A 16,263-nucleotide genomic window follows, 5' to 3' on the forward strand; every position below is an offset into this window, starting at 1 on the left:
CGTCCGGGGGCTGTGGCACTGGAACGCCGGGAGGCACCCTTGAAACCCGCGCCAATGGCTTTCAGCTCTGACAGCAGGGCCATGGGCGAGGGATAGGCCAGACTCACGGTTTCCTGTGTCAGAGTCGGAGCCGGCAGAGTCTCATCGGCCCAGCGCTGGTAATCCCCGGCAGAGTCGAAACGATTCACGTGCTGGTGGCCAGGGTCAGCCAGGCCCCAGGCCTCTTTAAGCTCAGCCAGGGTGCCATCAAGCAGCGTGGAGATCAGCAGCTGCCCGCCGGGCCGGAGCACCCGCCGGCATTCCGACAGCACACGGCAGGGGTTTTGCGACCACTGAATCATCAGGTTGCTGAAAATCAGATCCACACTGCTATTGGCCAGCGGCAGCGCCTCGGCGTCGGCCACCAGCCATTGCAGCCCCGGGGAGCAGGCCGAACGGGCAAACTGAAGCATGCCGGGGGCAAGATCCGCTCCGATGGTCTGCCCCGCCATCGAGCGCTCGCCCAGTTCACCGGTGAACCAGCCGGTGCCACAACCAAGATCCAGGGCCACAGGGGTGAGATCGCCGCTGGCGGGAAGCTCGGTGACCTGATCAAGCATCACCTGGCCCATATAGCGCTGGAGTCTGGCCGCGGGGTTGTAGGTTGCTGATGCCGCCCCGAAGTCCCGTGCGATCGCCGCTTTGCCTGGCGCCACCCGGGCTGCAGATCCGGTCTCTGCAAGGGCGTCGGAATTCGCTGAACCGGTCATACCGCCTGCTCTTCGCCGGTCTGCAGGAGATGACGGCACTGCGCCAACCCGTTCAGCAACTGCTGCAGATCATCCCGGCTGTGGGCAGCGCTGAGCGTCACCCGCAAACGCGCCTGCCCTTCCGGCACGGTCGGCGGGCGAATCGCAGTAACCAGAAGACCCCGCTCCTCAAGCGCCTGGCTTAACGCCAGTGCGGTCCAGTTATCACCAACCATAATGGGCTGAATGGGGGTTCGCGACGGCATCAGCTCATACCCCAGAGCCAGTGCGCCCTGACGGAAAGTGGCAATCAGCGTGGCCAGGTGATCCCGGCGATGCTGCTCCTGCTCGATCAGATCAATGCTTGCGCAGGTTGCAGCGGCGATGGCCGGTGGCATGGCGGTGGTATAAATATAGGTGCGGGCCTTCTGTACCAGATAATCCATCAGCAGTGCCGGGCCCGCCACGAAAGCGCCACTGCTTCCAACCGCCTTGCCCAGGGTGCCAATCAACACCGGTACATCGTCTTCAGTGAGCCCGAGTTCGGCAAGGCTGCCCCGCCCTTCAGGCCCGAGAACACCGATTCCGTGAGCGTCGTCGACAACCAGCAAGGCATCGTGGGCGCGACACAGACGGGAAAGTTCTGCCAGTGGCGCAATATCACCGTCCATGCTGAAGACACCGTCGGTGACCACCAGTTTGTGGCCACCGGTCCGGCTCAGCATGGATTCCAGGGATTCCGGGTCGCCATGGCCAAAACGCCGCACCCGGGCCCGGCTGAGAATGCAGCCATCAATAATGGAGGCGTGATTGAGCCGGTCGGAAAAAATGGTATCGCCGCGACCTGCCAGGGCCGATATCACGCCCATATTGGCCATGTAGCCAGTGGAGAAAAACAGCGCCGCGCTGCGACCGGTAAAAGCCGCCAGCCGCTGTTCAAGCCGGTGATGGGCATCGTGATGACCGCAGACCAGATGGGAAGCGGCGCCACCCAGACCGTTGCCTTGCATGGCGTCGGCGGCCGCACGGGAGAGCTCTGGCCGGGAGGCCATCCCCAGGTAATCATTACTGCAGAACGAGAGCAGAGACCGTCCATCAGCCACCAGCAACGGCTGCTGGGGCCCGCTGATCTGACGGCGCACCCGGTAGAGCCCCGAGTGTTTCCGTTGTTCCAGCTCCGCCACAAAATCACGCATGACTGACCTCTACCGACATGAATATCAGCACTGCGGCCTTATGCGGATTCGCGGGTGGCATCGTAGAACAGGTGGCGGTTCTGCTCGTACTCCACGGCCTCGACAATCGCCTCTTCTTCAGCTTCCTCCGGGTGCGCCTGCTGCCGCTGCTCAGGACGGATGCCCAGGCGCCGGAACAGGGCCATATCGGCATCGGCACCCGGATTGGCGGTGGTCAGCAGTTTCTCACCGTAGAAAATGGAATTGGCGCCCGCCAGGAAACACAGCGACTGCATCTGTTCGTTCATATCTTCCCGGCCAGCAGAAAGGCGCACATGGGAGGCCGGCATCATGATCCGGGCCACGGCGATGGTGCGGATGAAATCAAACGGATCCAGATCCTCCACGTCTTCCATGGGCGTGCCGGGAACTTTCACCAGCATGTTTACCGGAACACTTTCCGGTTGTTGCGGAAGATTGGCAAGCTGGACCAGCAGCCCTACCCGGTCGTCCGGATTTTCGCCCATTCCCACGATGCCGCCGCAGCAGACCTTCATGCCTGCTTTACGGACATTATCCAGCGTGTCCAGACGGTCCTGATAGGTGCGGGTGGTGATAATGTGGCTGTAGTATTTCTCGGAAGTGTCGAGGTTATGGTTGTAATAATCCAGGCCCGCGTTGGCCAGTTCATCAGCCTGCTCCTGTTTCAGCATACCCAGGGTCATGCAGGTTTCCAGACCCAGCGCCTTGACCTGGCGAACCATGTCCACCACGTAGCCCATGTCTTTCCTGGACGGACTGCGCCAGGCAGCGCCCATGCAGAATCTCGACGCGCCCCTGGCCCTGGCTGCCCTGGCTTCGGCAATCACTTTTTCGATTTCCAGAAGTTTTTCTTTTTCCAGACCGGTGTTGTAATGACCGCTCTGGGGACAGTACTTGCAGTCCTCCGGACAGGCGCCGGTCTTGATGGAAAGCAGGGTGCTCACCTGAACCTCATTGGGGTCGAAGTTTTCCCGGTGGACGCTCTGGGCCCGGAACATGAGGTCATTGAAAGGCAGCTCGAACAGAGCGCGGGCTTCCTGCATGGTCCAGTCGCGGCGTGGCTCGGAAAAGGGAGCGGTGGCGGTCATGATTCGGTCCTGTTAGATTTATCGTTATTACTAATGAACTGGAAAGTAGGCGGACACGTCCATTCAGGACCGTATGCAGCAGGGATGCTGCATCCGAGCCTACATGGATGTATTCACGGCGTGTCCTGAATGGACGTGTCCGCCTACTTTCTTTCAGCCTAGTATGTGAACCGCTATGGATAGCGAATAAACGAATGATAAAGGGACTGAAAGCGCTGTCAACCTTGCTGGCACTAAAGGTTAACAGCGGAGGAGTCTGTGTGGCCTGCCTGGATCCGGCCGCCAGCTTTGGGCTGTGCACCCGATGCCACGGGGAATTGCCCTGGAACCGCTGGCAGTGCCGACAGTGTGCCTTGCCCCTGGCCTTTGCCAGTGATCAGATGACCTGCGGTGAATGCCAGCGCAACCCACCTCCGTTCACCCGGGTTATTGCACCCTGGCATTACCGGTTCCCCATCGACCGCATGATTCACCGCTACAAGGACTCGGGCCAGAGAGCCTTTGCTCGCCCCCTGCTGAGAGGTCTGGGCCAACATCTGACGGCAACTCTTACAACTCACCCGGAATGGCGACCCGAACTGCTCCTTCCCACTCCCATGCATCCTTCCAGGCGGCGGGCCCGGGGATTCAATCAGGCCTGCGACATCGCCGAACACCTGAGCCATGAGCTTGCCCTGCCCTGGTCATCCAGCCTGGCCGTCAGAACCCGCCAGGCGCCGTCACAACGTGGGCTTGACCGCAATGCGCGGCTGACCAATCTGGCGGGAATGTTCAAACTGGTCGGACAACCACCCGCCCGGGTGGCAATCATCGACGACGTGGTCACCACCGGCGCTACCATCCGGCTGCTTGCCCAGACCCTGAAAAACGCCGGCACGACCGAGATCCAGGTCTGGGCGTTAGCGCGCACACCGGGCTAAAACCCGATCACCGAGCAAGCATATCCGCCACCCGGTCGGCGATGGCAAGGGCAGCGGTCAGACCGGGTGACTCAATTCCGAACAGATGCACCACGCCTGGGAGCCCGTGCATTTCCGGCCCCTGGATCTGAAAATCCGCAAATGTTTCATCGGGCCCATGGAGCTTTGGCCGGACCCCGGCATAGGCGGGCTGAAGCCTGTCCGGCTCGAGCTGCGGCCACCACTGGCTGATGCTTTGCGCGAAGGTCCCGGCACGCTGCGGGTCAACGCTGTACTCCGGCGAATCAATCCATTCCACATCGGGCCCGAACCGCGCCTGGCCAGCCATATCCAGGGTCAGATGAACCCCGAGGCCACCGGATTCCGGCACCGGATAAATCAGGGATCTGAAGGGATGTTGCCCGCTATAGCTGAAATAGACCCCACGGGCAAAGTACTGGGCCGGCACCCGGTCCGGCGGCATCCCTTCCCAGCCCTGCGCCAGAGGCACTGCTCCGAGCCCTGCCGAATTGACAACGTTGGATGCCTTCAGCCAGCAGGGTTCCGACCCGCCGACTTCCACCCGGTAACCATCGGCCCCGGTCATTACCCCTGCCACCGGTGCCTGGCAGATCAGTTGCCCACCGGCGTCCTCCAGCTCCCCCAGCAGCGCCGTCATGAAAGCATGGCTGTCGACAATACCGGTCTCCGGCGAATACAGCGCGGCGTCGGCAACGATATCCGGAAGCTGCCGTGACATCGACTGACCGCTGAATAGCGCAAGCGGCACGCCGTTCTTCTCTGCCTGATCGCGGATCTGCATGAGGCGCTCTGCTTCGTTCTCGCGGGCAACAATCCATTTGCCGCATTTCCAGAAGCCAAGGTGCCGCTGGTCACAGAACTCGTAGATGGCTTGGCGTCCCTGTACGCACAGCTCCGCCTTCAGGGAGCCTTGCGGATAATAGAGCCCGCCATGGATCACTTCGCTGTTGCGGGAGGATATCCCTTCACCAAACCGCTGACCGGCTTCCAGCACCAGCACTTCCCGGCCTTGCCGGGCCAGAGCCCGGGCCGTGGCAAGCCCGACCACACCGGCGCCGATGACAACTGTGTGGGTCTGGAAAGTTTCAGGGTTTGCCATATCAGAGCCTTGGCCCCTTGTATTTACCGATATGAGTATCGTACAAGCCTTCGCGCCGTAAAAACATCCAATCGCATTCCGGAGAGACCCTTAAAAAAGTTATACTCGCCAGCCAGGAAAGTGCCCGGAGCCGAAAATCAATGTCTGACAGGAAGCAGTTCATCATCGTGATGCTGGTAGCCGCCATATTCGTAAGCTGGCTCGGATGGCGCGGGTTTGAGGTTATCAGCCTCAACCAGACGCTGACGGCGGACCCTGTTGTGGCCAGCTATCCCTATCAGCATCGGGTGGTCAGGGTAGAGGGGAGCACCGCCATCATGACCTCTCTGCGCTCTCTGGATACCCCCACCCGGGAGGCCCTGAACGCCATTTTCCCCAGCATGCGGAATCTCGCCGATACCAGCCGGGAGTGGCAGCGGGCAGAACGCGAACTGGCCCAGGTCCAGGCCCGTGCCGGAGACATCGTTCTGGGCCAGAGCGGCATTGACCGCATCCGCTGGGAGCTGGACGAAAACTGGTACCACCTCAGCAGCATGCAAGCCCGCCAGGAAGCAAGGCGCTAGAGCTTTTTATGACCGAAACCAGCAGCCATCCCTATGACGCCCTGAAACCGGACACCATCCTGGACGCCATGGAAGACGCCGGCTTTGTGGTGAACGGCCGGCTGTTTGCGTTGAACAGCTATGAGAATCGTGTCTACCAGATCGGCCTGGAAGACAAGCCTCCGGTTATTACCAAATTCTACCGGCCGGGGCGCTGGAGCGAAGCCCAGATCCGTGAAGAGCATGACTTCACCTACCAGCTTCTGGAGGCCGACATCCCTGTTGTTGCACCAATGAAACTGGCCTCCGGCGATACCCTGGCACGCGGTGGCGACTTCCTGTTTGCCGTGTTTCCCCAGCGTGGCGGCCAGGCACCGGACACCAGCGTCACCGATACCCTGTATCGCCTGGGTCAGCGGCTGGGACAGCTTCACAACCAGGGGGATACCGCCAGATTCGCGGCGCGCCCCACCCTTGATCTGCTTGAAGGTATGGTGGCGAATACCCGGTTTCTGGTTGCTGAGAACTGGGTTCCCGATGATCTCCGGCCGGCCTGGGATTCCCTGATCCCTGACCTGATCGAGCACTGCAGGCGCCGCATGGAGGATGCAGGCGACGTCCACCACCTGAGAATTCACGGCGATTGCCACGCCGGCAATATTCTCTGTCGCGACGAACAGATGCTGTTCGTGGACCTTGACGACTGCCGCAATGGACCAGCCATCCAGGACCTCTGGCTGCTGCTGAACGGCGACGATACTGAGCGGGGCCAGCAATTCGGGGAACTGCTGGAAGGCTACGAGATGTTCCGTGATTTTAACCGGCGGGAAAGACACCTGATTGAACCGCTGCGTTGTTACCGTCAGATTTCCCACTGTGCCTGGCTGGCAAAACGCTGGGATGACCCGGCCTTTCCCCGGTTTTTCCCCTGGTTCGCCCAGCCAAGGTTCTGGTCGGATCAGATCCTGTCACTGCGGGAGCAGCTTTCAGCCCTGCAGAGTCCGTCCATCAGTATTCCGGGCCAATTCTGAGGGAGTCTTTTTACTGATGAATAACAAAGTAAGCGGATCAATAAGAGTATCCTGAATTTTGGAGACAACGTTGAGCCAGACTGAAGCCAGATTTACCATCCACAGCCTCATTGTCACCGCTGTCGTCACTCTGCTGGCGACCGTTCTGGTGCTTGAAATCAACGGCAAAATCGACCACTCGGACAATAAGGATCATGTGCCGGTCGGCGAATTCGAAGCGATACATATCGAACCCGGTGAGGCTTTTCGTATGTCCCCCAAGTCTTCCGAGCTTCATGCCGTCTGCGAACAGGGGTTTCTGGCGATTGCGGCGGACGCCGACCCGTCCTTCCGCGGTATCCTGGTTGACTACAAGAACCGTGGGGTGCGTTGCAGCCGTGGTCCTGCGCCGGTCCACGACCGGCCGGTCAGTGACAACTCCAGCCACGACAGGAAATCCGACTGATGCCCTCTACTCCAAAGCGCCCGGCGCAGGCTCAGGACAGGCTGTTTACCGGCACGCAGGAATCCGGCGAGTTCCGCTTCGATGCTGCGGTTGCCCGGGTTTTTCCCGACATGATCCGGCGCTCAGTGCCCGGCTATACCACCATCATTCCGATGATCGAAGTGATCACCGATCAGTATGCCCGGCCCGGCAGCAACTGCTACGACCTCGGGTGCTCTCTGGGAGCTTCTACCCTGGCCATGCGGCACGGCATCAACCACCGCAACTGCACCCTGACTGGTGTCGATAATTCCCCGGCCATGATCGAGCGTGCCGAACACCATATCGCTCTGGATGACCACTCGCTGCCGGTGTCTCTGCGCTGCGAAGATATTCTGCATACCGAACTGCAACAGGCCTCGGTAACCACCCTCAACTTCACCCTGCAGTTTGTACCACCGGATCGCCGGACGGATCTGATCAGGCGCATTGCCGGTGCCTCGATCCCCGGCGGCGCCCTGATTCTGTCGGAGAAGATCCGCTTTGAGTCCGACGCAGAACAGGCAATCCAGACCCGCCTGCATCACGAATTCAAGCGTGCAAATGGCTACTCCAGCCTGGAAATCAGCCGCAAGCGCTCGGCGCTTGAGCGGGTTCTGGTGCCGGAAACCCTGGCGCAACACCAGGATCGGTTACACGCAGCAGGATTTTCAGAAGTCATTGTCTGGTATCAGTGCTTCAATTTTGTTTCCATGCTGGCCATCAAATCGCCCTGAACGGAATCCCCAGCCCCATGACCCGCTTTAACTGGCAAGACTGCTACGCGTCCCTGTTCGCGGAACTGACCCGGAGCGGCCTGCAGGACTGGCGCAACCTGCTTGAGCGCCAGCTTCAGCAACGCTTTGATGAAAGCCCGCACGGGGACATCACTCGCTGGCTCACCGCGCTGGAGACTCTCCCGGAAATCAACGATGCCCGTCCTGCGCTCGATCGGTCTGCCGTCGCTCTGATCAGCGATGAATGGCTGTCGGAACCGGTTCAGCAGCAACTGACAACGGGCCTGCGGGGCCTGATGCCCTGGCGCAAGGGACCCTTCGATTTTTTTGGAATTCACATTGATACCGAATGGCGGTCGGACTGGAAATGGGACCGGCTGCGGCCCCATCTTTCGGACCTGAGAGGGCGTCAGATTCTGGATGTGGGTTGTGGCTCCGGATACCATCTCTGGCGCATGCTGGGAGAAGGTGCCGGTCGGGTTATCGGGGTCGATCCGGGACTGCTTTTTCTGTTCCAGTTTCTGGCGGTTAAACGCTATATCGAGCCAGAACCCAGGGCCGACCTGCTGCCGATTCGTCTGGAAGACCTGCCCCGCAAGCTGGAAACCTTCGACACGACCTTCTCCATGGGCGTTCTCTATCACCGTCGGTCACCGCTGGATCATCTTCTGGAACTCAGGGATACCCTCAGGCCCGGTGGTGAACTGGTACTGGAAACGCTGGTGGTGGATGGCCCCGAAGGCTACAGCCTGATGCCCGAAGATCGCTACGGGCAGATGCGCAATGTCTGGTTTCTGCCCAGTTGCGACACCCTCCTGAGATGGCTGGACCGGACAGGGTTCCGCAATGCCCGGGTGGTGGATGTGAGCGTCACCACAACCGCAGAACAGCGCCGGACCGACTGGATGCGGTTTCAGTCACTGGCGGACTTCATGGACCCGGACGACCCCGGGAAAACCATCGAAGGTTATCCCGGGCCAGAACGGGCAACACTGATTGCGACCAGGCCGTGATCAGCCGGTATTCCCGAGTTATTCCCCGAAAGGGTGCCGGAGAATAATCGTCTCGACCCGGTCGGGGCCGGTAGAAATGATGTCAATGGGCGCTTCGATCTGCTCTTCCAGGAAGCGGATATAAGCCAGGGCATTTTCCGGCAGCTGCTCCAGCGAGGTCAGGCCGAAAGTGCTTTGCTGCCAGCCGGGCAATTCGACAAACACCGGCTCAATGTCTTTGTAGGTATCGCAGCCGATCGGCGGACGAAATATTTCACCATCCGGAGTCCCGTATCCGATGCATACCTTTACGGTGTCCATACCATCCAGCACATCCAGCTTGGTCAGACAGATACCGGACACGCTGTTGATCTGAATGGCGTGGCGCAGTGCCACCGCATCAAACCAGCCACAGCGGCGGGAGCGGCCAGTCGTGGTGCCGACCTCATTGCCCTTGACTGCCAGATGCCTGCCCATATCGTCAAACAGTTCGGTGGGAAACGGGCCTGACCCCACCCGGGTGGTGTAAGCCTTGGTAATGCCCAGAACATAGTCGAGAAACAGCGGGCCGAAGCCGGTGCCCGTCGCGGTGCCGCCCGCAGTGGTGTTGGATGAGGTGACATAGGGATAGGTACCCAGATCGATATCCAGCAGCGAGCCCTGAGCGCCCTCGAACAGGATGTGGTCGCCGTGCTTGCGCAGATCGTGCAGGATATCGGTAACATCTGCTGACATCGGCAGGATTTCCGCACCCATGGCCATCAGCTCAGACAGTGCCTGATTGATATCTTCCGGCTCCTCACGAAAATATTCGGTCAGCACGAAATTGTGGTAGCTCATGATCTCGAGCAGCTTTGCCCTGAAACTCTGCGGATCACAGAGATCGCCCAGCCGGACGCCCCGGCGACTGACCTTGTCCTCATAGGCCGGACCAATGCCACGACCGGTGGTGCCGATTCTGTCAACGCCACGGGCCCGCTCTCTGGCCTGATCAATGCGCACGTGGGTTTTCAGGATAAGCGGGCAGGCCAGGCTGATTTTCAGCCGCTCACGAACGGCTACGCCGTTGGTTTCCAGCTCGCGGACTTCCTTGAGTAGCGCTTCCGGAGATAACACCACGCCATTACCAATCAGGCACTGGACATCCTTGCGAAGAATACCTGACGGGATCAGATGCAGCGCTGTCCTCTTGCCCTCAATCACCAGCGTATGCCCGGCATTGTGGCCACCCTGGAAGCGGACGACGGCGGCCACCTTATCAGTGAGCAGGTCGACGATCTTGCCTTTGCCTTCGTCACCCCATTGGGTGCCAAGTACTACCACGTTCTTACCCATGATTCTCTCTCGATTCGTTCAGCTCGGTTAGTCCAGGTGTCCCACGACCCACTGGCCGTCCTGCTTTACAAGTATTCGGTCGCACCCCCGGGAACGGGGATCCGTGTCGCTGTCTTCCGGCAGGGCGCGGACCACCGTTTCCGTCAACCGCAGCCCGGAGACGACGCCAGCCAGAGCGGGGTCATCGTCTGACGGTGCCCAGATCATGCCGGCCGGGCAGCGGACACGCTGCGCCAGGGATGCCAGGGAGCGGATATCCAGGCTGAACCCCGTCGCCGGTCGCGCTCTGCCGAAGTCACTGCCAATGGCGTCATACCGGCCGCCTTTGCCAACTGCGTCACCATGGCCGGGCACATAGGCGGAAAAGACCAGGCCGGTATGGTAGTTGTAGCCCCGCAGCTCGCAGAAATCGAAACCGAAAGTCACTTCCGGAAAATGCGTGACCAGCATATCCGCAACCCGCTCCAGTTGCTCCAGAGCCTGCTGCAACGCGGCCGGCGCACCGGCAAGAATGCTTTTTGCCTCAGCGAGGGCGTCCAGGCCACCACTGACCCGGGCCAGTTTCCGCAGCATTTCGCCGGCGGAGCCTGCCGGACAGTCAGCCAGCCACTGGTCCAGTTCCGGTACCGATTTCCGCGCCATGGCATCGAAAATTGCCTCACCGGACGCCCGGTCAAAGCCGGCCTCGCGCACCAGGTTTTCATAAATGGCCACGTGTGCCAGATCCAGGTGCACATGGTGCAGACCGGCCACTCTCAGGCTCTCCAGCATCAGGCTGATCACTTCCATGTCCGCCGACTCGGAACTGCTGCCAAAGAGCTCACAACCGGCCTGAATCGGCGTACGACCTGTCAGCATGTGTCGTGGGCGGGTATGCAGCACATGCCCGGCGTAGCACAAGCGGGTGATCCCGTTCTGGCCCAGCGTATGGGCGTCAATGCGGGCAGCCTGGGGGGTCATGTCGGCCCTCAGCCCCATCATTCTGCCCGTCAGCTGGTCGGTCAGCTTGAAGGTCTGGAGCTCCAGGTCATGGCCGGTGCCGGTAAACAGGGATTCCAGATATTCAATCAGTGGTGGAATGACCAGCTGATACCCCCAGCGCTGGCAGGTGTCCATTACATTCCGGCGCAGGGATTCGATCTGTCCGGCCAGAGGCGGCAGAATATCCTCGACGCCATCCGGCAACAGCCAGCGATCAGATACTGTCATGAGATTCGGTTGTCCGTAAACAGGATTCAGGGCGATACCGGGACACAATAAAACCCGGGACAAAACCGCCGAGATTTTACACTGTTGGCAGACACAAAAAAACCGGAATGCCGAAGCATTCCGGTTTTCACCGGGCCAGGTCCGCTATCAGCGGCCGCCCATCGGGTCCTTCAGATACTTGAGGAAGTCGCTTTCCGTGTCGATCACCATGATATCGCCCTTGTCGGCGAAAGTGTTCTGATACGCCTCGAGGCTGCGATAGAAGGTATAGAACTCACTGTTGGAACCATACGCGTCGGCGTAAATACGGGCGGCCTCGGCGTCACCCTCACCACGAATTGTTTCAGCCTTCGAGAAAGCTTCGGCCAGGGTCACCGTGCGCTGACGATCGGCGTCAGCACGAATGCCTTCCGCCAGCTCATTGCCTCGCGAGCGGAATTCCTGGGCCAGCGCCTCGCGCTCTGTACCCATGCGCCGGAACACGTTCGAACTGACCTGTCCCGGGAATTCGATGGCCTTGACGCGGATATCAACCACATCAATACCGAATTCTTTCTGCGACGTTTCGTTCACCCGCTCGGTCAGGGTGGTCATCAGCTCATCCCGCTGACCAGAAACCACTTCCACCATGGTGCGTACACCGAACTCGTCCCGCAGGCCGTTATCAACCCGTGACAACAGCAGTGAAGACGCCCGGAATTCATCGCCACCCGTGGCACGGTAGAACTGGTCTACATCCCGGATTTTCCAGGCAATGTAGGAATCCACATCCAGCGGCTTCTTCTCGACGGTCAGATACTGCCGCGATGGCAGATCCGTGGTCAGCAGCCGCACGTCGAATTCGCGGACCCGGTCAATGACCGGCACCTTGAAATGAATGCCCGCCTGGATATCAGTCTCAATCAGTTCCCCGAACCGCAGCAACACGCCACGATGGGTCTCCGGAATGATGTAAACGCTGGACAAAACCACCAGCACGACGATCAGGGCGCCCGCAAGGCCCAATACACCTTTAGCTCCCATAATTAACGACTCCTCCGAACGCCTGAGTTCTGACGGCTCTGCAGTTCCTGCATGACCTGATCAGCCAGTGCCTTGATATCTGACTGGCTATTCCCGGACCCGTCACTGCTTCCACTCCGGGTGCTGCCACCAGCACGATTGGTTAGCCGGTCAAGCGGCAAATACATGATGTTGTCACTGCTCTCGGTGTCCACCATGATCTTGCTGGAATTGGACAGTACGGCTTCCAGCGCCTGAATGTACATCCGCTCGCGGGTCACTTCCGGAGCCTGGTTATAGACATCCAGAACCGCCAGGAACCGCGAGGTTTCACCACGGGCCCGTTCGATCACTTCTTCCTTGTAAGCGGCCGCTTCTTCAGTCAGACGCTGGGCGCGGCCCCGTGCTTCCGGAACCACCTTGTTACGATAACGCTCAGCCTCTTCCTTGACCTGCTGCTCATCCTCACGGGCACGCTGTACTTCACGAAACGCGTCCTGGACCGGCTCCGGCGGCTGGGTGCTCTCGACGTTGACCCGCACCAGCTCCAGGCCGGTACCGTACTCTTCGAGAAAATTCTGCAGTCGCTGCTCAACCCTGACGGCCAGTTCGGCCCGGCCTTCGGTCAGCACATCATCAAGCCCGGCACTGCCGACCTCGTGACGCAGGGCACTGTCGGTGGCAAACGCCAGGGCCTGGTTCGAGTCCCGAACGTTCAGCACATAAGCCCGGGCATCGCCGACGCGGTACTGAACCTGCAGGTCAACCGAAACCAGGTTTTCATCCTCGGTCAGCATCTGGCCCGAGGATTCGGCATTTCGTACGTTGGTAACACGCACCAGGGTCACGCTGTCTATCAACGGCACCTTGAAACGCAGGCCCGGGGTTTCGGTGCGGCTGTATTCACCGAAGCGCAGCACCACCGCCCGCTCCTGCTCGTCCACCGTATAGAAGGACTGGAATATGACATAGCCGACAAAAACGATGGCGGCAATGGCCAGAACGGCTCCGAAGCCACCACTGCCGCCTGACGACGACCCGCTACCACCGGAATTGCTGCCTTTCCCTTTGCCGCCCAGAAGCTTGTTAAGCTTGTCGAGGCCCTTTTTCAGCGCCTCGTCCAGATCAGGCGGCCCCTGATCCTTACCACCGCGACCGCCTCCGGTTCCCCAGGGGTCATTGTCATTGCGGTTTCCACCCGGTTCATTCCAGGCCATATCGTTCTCCGTTCCAAACTGATCGAATGGCTGCAGATACTAGGGATTTATAAACGCCCCGGCAATAGCGCAGCCTGCCTATCTGTAACTAGTCCCCGTGACTAGTCCAGTCTAACATCGTTTTCTTTCATTCCGGCCCGGCTCAGCAGCTGCAGCCAGTCCCGCTGCTGAAGCCGGACTTCGAGTACGGAATCTCCATTATTCCGGTGGGTTTCCCCGATAACCGAACCCGCGTTGTGGAGGAGCGCCCGCAACTTGCCATCAACCGGGCGAAGGCAGACGAAATGATGCACCACATCCTCGGAAAGCCGCTCGACCAGGGCGTCGAAAAGCTCGTCCATGCCCTGCCCTGACACCGCCGAAACCCAGACACGAACGGGCATACCCTCTTCATTACGTTCAGTACGGGGTAAAAAGTTCTCCAGCAGGTCAATTTTATTGAAAACCTGAAGAACCGGAACCTCGTCGGCACCGATCTCCGCCAGCACATTTTCGACCTGCTCGATGTTGTCTTCGCGATGGTCGTCATGGCAGTCAACAACATGCAACAGGATCGACGCCTCGGTGGTTTCCTCAAGCGTGGCCCGGAAAGCCTCGACCAGCTTGTGTGGCAAATGGCGGATAAAACCGACCGTGTCCGCCATAACGACAGGACCAATGTCCGGAAGTTCCAGACGACGCAGGGTCGGATCCAGGGTGGCGAATAACTGATCGGCCGCATATACCGTTGACGTGGTAAGCCGGTTGAACAGTGTGGATTTGCCTGCGTTGGTATAGCCCACCAGTGAAACCGTCGGAATGTCGGCTTTGGTGCGGGCGCGACGACCCTGATTACGCTGCCTGCGCACTTTTTCCAGACGTTTGTGGATCGACTTGATACGTTCCCGCAACAGGCGACGGTCAGTCTCCAACTGGGTTTCACCCGGCCCGCGCAGACCGATACCGCCTTTCTGGCGTTCAAGGTGGGTCCAGCCACGGATTAACCGGGTAGACATATGCTCAAGCTGCGCCAGCTCGACCTGGAGCTTGCCTTCGTGGGTGCGGGCCCGCTGGGCAAAAATATCGAGGATGACACCGGTGCGGTCCAGCACCCGGCACTGAAGTTCGCGCTCGACGTTCCGCTCCTGACTGGGGCTGAGGGCGTGGTTGAACAATACCACATCGGCGTCACTGGCGCTGATGGCGCTGCGGATTTCATCCAGCTTGCCCGACCCCACAAACAGCCGCGGACTGGGCTGTTTCCGGGTTCCGGTCACCACACCGACGGGTTCCACACCCGCGGACCATACCAATTCGCGGAATTCGTCCGGGTCTTCGGTATCGTCATGGGAGGAGAAATCAATGTGAACGAGAATCGCCCGTTCACCGACTTCGGGGCGTTCAAACAAGTAGTATCAACTCCGGATCAGTCCTCTGATTCCTCGCCACCAGGTGCCTGGGGCGGAATACGAACATTGCGCGCCGGTACCACGGTTGAAATGGCGTGTTTATAGACCATCTGGCTGACGGTATTCTTCAGCAGGATGACAAACTGGTCGAAAGATTCAATCTGGCCCTGCAGTTTGATGCCGTTGACGAGAAAGATGGAAACCGGAATGCGTTCCTTGCGTAAGGCATTGAGGTAAGGGTCTTGTAAAGACTGCCCTTTTGACATGTTTATTCTCCTTTTTATGGGAAGACCAGATTTTATTCAGTACTTCAATGTGGTTCGGGACCCGGTTATTTTCAAGGCCGAATCAACCATTTCCGGGTCATTGCTATCCAGCCAGTGCAGATCTGACCACTTTCGCAACCAGGTCAGTTGCCGTTTTGCAAGCTGCCGGGTGGCGGCCACCCCTTTATCTACCAGTTCCCGCTCGTCAAACTCGCCGGCCAGATGGGCCCAGGCCTGACGGTACCCGACACATCGCATGGAGGGTAGCTCAGAGTGTAGGTCATCTCTGGTCATCAGCGCCCTGACTTCATCAAGAAAACCTTGCTCCAGCATTAACTGGAACCGCCGGTAAATCCGGTCATGAAGTATTCGCCTCGCGGAGGGCGCTACCGCAATCTGAACAACAGTATACGGAAGCGCGGGCGATTCGTCTGCCTGCCAGCGCGTAAAATAAGTGTAATCCTCACCCCCTTCCACCGCGCCCTTCGCCTGACCGCCGCCAGTGGTCTCTGTCCAGAGCCGGGAAATTGGCTTGCCGGTCAGGCGGATCACTTCAATCGCGCGCATCAGGCGCTGGCGGTTGTGGGGGTGAATTAACCGGGCTGCCACCGGGTCTTCTGACTCCAGTTCGGCATAAAGGGCTGTCCAGCCCTCTTCGTCAGCCTGATTTTCGATCTGCCGCCGCAATACCGGGTCGGCCGGTGGCAGCGCCGACATACCCTGCAGCAGCGCCTTGAAATACATCATGGTGCCGCCAACAAGCAGCGGAACCCTGCCGCTGGCGGAAATGGCGGCCATGGCATTCAGGGCGTCGCGCCGGAAATCGGCCACCGAATAGGTTTCTGCCGGGTCGCAGATGTCAATCAACCGGTGGGGCGCCGCCGCCAGCTCTTGCGGCGAGGGCTTGGCTGTGCCGATATCCATGCCCCGGTAAATCATTGCCGAATCCACGCTGATGATGTCACAGGGCAACCTGCGGCAGAGTTCAACCGCAAGATCGGTCTTGCC

At 59.6% G+C, this 16,263-nt stretch carries 17 protein-coding genes; 6 read left to right on the forward strand and 11 right to left on the reverse strand.

The genetic code is table 11. The annotated features are described in order from the left end of the window. The 3 genes from VJ956_RS11470 to bioB all read right to left on the reverse strand — a co-directional run. On the reverse strand, positions 1-749 hold a 749-nt coding region (locus VJ956_RS11470), incomplete at its 3' end, for a methyltransferase domain-containing protein (RefSeq protein ID WP_324085029.1). Beyond that, a complete protein-coding gene (bioF, locus tag VJ956_RS11475; protein WP_324085032.1) occupies positions 746-1,924 on the reverse strand; it encodes an 8-amino-7-oxononanoate synthase in 1,179 nt (392 codons plus the stop codon). The genes VJ956_RS11470 and bioF, both read right to left, overlap by 4 nt. Positions 1,925-1,962: 38 nt before the next feature. Next, positions 1,963-3,033, reverse strand: coding sequence for a biotin synthase BioB (gene bioB / locus VJ956_RS11480; RefSeq protein ID WP_324085035.1), 1,071 nt, complete (start codon positions 3,031-3,033; stop codon positions 1,963-1,965). 194 nt (positions 3,034-3,227) lie between these two features. Between bioB and VJ956_RS11485 the strand changes: the two genes are divergently transcribed. After that, positions 3,228-3,953, forward strand: coding sequence for a ComF family protein (locus VJ956_RS11485; protein ID WP_324085037.1), 726 nt, complete (start codon positions 3,228-3,230; stop codon positions 3,951-3,953). A 7-nt stretch (positions 3,954-3,960) separates the two neighbouring features. On the opposite strand, the gene VJ956_RS11490 is transcribed toward VJ956_RS11485, so the two are convergent. Then, positions 3,961-5,073, reverse strand: coding sequence for an NAD(P)/FAD-dependent oxidoreductase (locus VJ956_RS11490; RefSeq protein ID WP_324085039.1), 1,113 nt, complete (start codon positions 5,071-5,073; stop codon positions 3,961-3,963). Between the two features lie 140 nt (positions 5,074-5,213). On the opposite strand from VJ956_RS11490, the gene VJ956_RS11495 reads away from it, so the two are divergent. The 5 genes from VJ956_RS11495 to cmoB all read left to right on the forward strand — a co-directional run bounded on the left by VJ956_RS11495 (position 5,214) and on the right by cmoB (position 8,859). Next, positions 5,214-5,636, forward strand: coding sequence for a hypothetical protein (locus VJ956_RS11495; protein ID WP_324085042.1), 423 nt, complete (start codon positions 5,214-5,216; stop codon positions 5,634-5,636). Between the two features lie 8 nt (positions 5,637-5,644). Next, positions 5,645-6,646, forward strand: a complete 1,002-nt coding sequence (locus tag VJ956_RS11500; protein WP_324085043.1) for a serine/threonine protein kinase — start codon at positions 5,645-5,647, stop codon at positions 6,644-6,646. 70 nt (positions 6,647-6,716) lie between these two features. Beyond that, positions 6,717-7,091, forward strand: coding sequence for a kinase (locus VJ956_RS11505; protein ID WP_324085045.1), 375 nt, complete (start codon positions 6,717-6,719; stop codon positions 7,089-7,091). Then, positions 7,091-7,846 (forward strand): carboxy-S-adenosyl-L-methionine synthase CmoA, encoded by a 756-nt coding sequence (gene cmoA, locus VJ956_RS11510; protein ID WP_324085046.1) that lies wholly within the window; start codon positions 7,091-7,093, stop codon positions 7,844-7,846. The genes VJ956_RS11505 and cmoA overlap by 1 nt, the downstream gene beginning before the upstream one ends. 17 nt (positions 7,847-7,863) lie before the next feature. After that, a complete protein-coding gene (cmoB, locus tag VJ956_RS11515) occupies positions 7,864-8,859 on the forward strand; it encodes a tRNA 5-methoxyuridine(34)/uridine 5-oxyacetic acid(34) synthase CmoB (RefSeq protein ID WP_324085048.1) in 996 nt (331 codons plus the stop codon). 18 nt (positions 8,860-8,877) lie between these two features. On the opposite strand, the gene VJ956_RS11520 is transcribed toward cmoB, so the two are convergent. The 7 genes from VJ956_RS11520 to miaA all read right to left on the reverse strand — a co-directional run. After that, positions 8,878-10,173: an adenylosuccinate synthase gene (locus VJ956_RS11520; RefSeq protein WP_324085050.1), complete on the reverse strand. Its 1,296-nt coding sequence runs from the start codon at positions 10,171-10,173 to the stop codon at positions 8,878-8,880. A gap of 27 nt (positions 10,174-10,200) precedes the next feature. Then, entirely contained in the window at positions 10,201-11,382 is a 1,182-nt protein-coding gene (locus tag VJ956_RS11525; protein WP_324085053.1) for an ATP phosphoribosyltransferase regulatory subunit, read from the reverse strand. Between the two features lie 147 nt (positions 11,383-11,529). Then, on the reverse strand, positions 11,530-12,405 hold the full coding sequence (gene hflC / locus VJ956_RS11530; protein WP_324085056.1) for a protease modulator HflC: 876 nt from the start codon (positions 12,403-12,405) through the stop codon (positions 11,530-11,532). A 2-nt stretch (positions 12,406-12,407) separates the two neighbouring features. Further along, positions 12,408-13,601: an FtsH protease activity modulator HflK gene (gene hflK, locus VJ956_RS11535; protein WP_324085058.1), complete on the reverse strand. Its 1,194-nt coding sequence runs from the start codon at positions 13,599-13,601 to the stop codon at positions 12,408-12,410. A 101-nt stretch (positions 13,602-13,702) separates the two neighbouring features. After that, positions 13,703-14,989: a ribosome rescue GTPase HflX gene (hflX, locus tag VJ956_RS11540; protein WP_324085060.1), complete on the reverse strand. Its 1,287-nt coding sequence runs from the start codon at positions 14,987-14,989 to the stop codon at positions 13,703-13,705. A gap of 17 nt (positions 14,990-15,006) precedes the next feature. After that, entirely contained in the window at positions 15,007-15,255 is a 249-nt protein-coding gene (hfq, locus tag VJ956_RS11545) for an RNA chaperone Hfq (protein WP_135802723.1), read from the reverse strand. A gap of 36 nt (positions 15,256-15,291) precedes the next feature. Continuing rightward, on the reverse strand, positions 15,292-16,263 hold a 972-nt coding region (gene miaA, locus VJ956_RS11550), incomplete at its 5' end, for a tRNA (adenosine(37)-N6)-dimethylallyltransferase MiaA (protein ID WP_324085067.1).

The organism is Marinobacter sp., from assembly GCF_035268745.1.
In the GTDB taxonomy this organism is placed as follows: Bacteria; Pseudomonadota; Gammaproteobacteria; order Pseudomonadales; family Oleiphilaceae; genus Marinobacter.